Below are 308 nucleotides of genomic sequence, written 5' to 3'. Positions count from 1 at the left end.
CCGCGGCCGATGCCCTTGGTCTCGCGCGTGATGCAGATGGAGCCGCCGCCGATGCCGACCTTGATGAAGTCGGCGCCGCAGTCGGCGAGGAAGCGGAAGCCGTCGGCGTCGACGACGTTGCCCGCGCCGACCTTGACGTCGTCGCCGTAGTTGTCGCGGATCCACTCGATGGTGCGCTTCTGCCACTCGCTGAAGCCCTCGGAGGAGTCGATGCAGAGCACGTCGGCGCCCGCGTCGATGAGCTTGGGCACGCGGTCGGCGTAGTCGCGGGTGTTGATGCCGGCGCCAACGAGGTAGCGCTTGGAGGA

General features: G+C 68.5%; 1 protein-coding gene. It reads right to left on the bottom strand.

The window, feature by feature from the left end; genetic code table 11:
* The coding region (locus ACT84W_RS10325; RefSeq protein WP_444329146.1) for an IMP dehydrogenase at positions 1 to 308 on the bottom strand (308 nt) is incomplete at both ends.

The organism is Paratractidigestivibacter sp., from assembly GCF_052362415.1.
Classification (GTDB): Bacteria; Actinomycetota; Coriobacteriia; order Coriobacteriales; family Atopobiaceae; genus Paratractidigestivibacter.
Note: the sequence above shows the minus strand (reverse complement) of the source record. Positions and strands in the feature narration are given on the sequence as shown.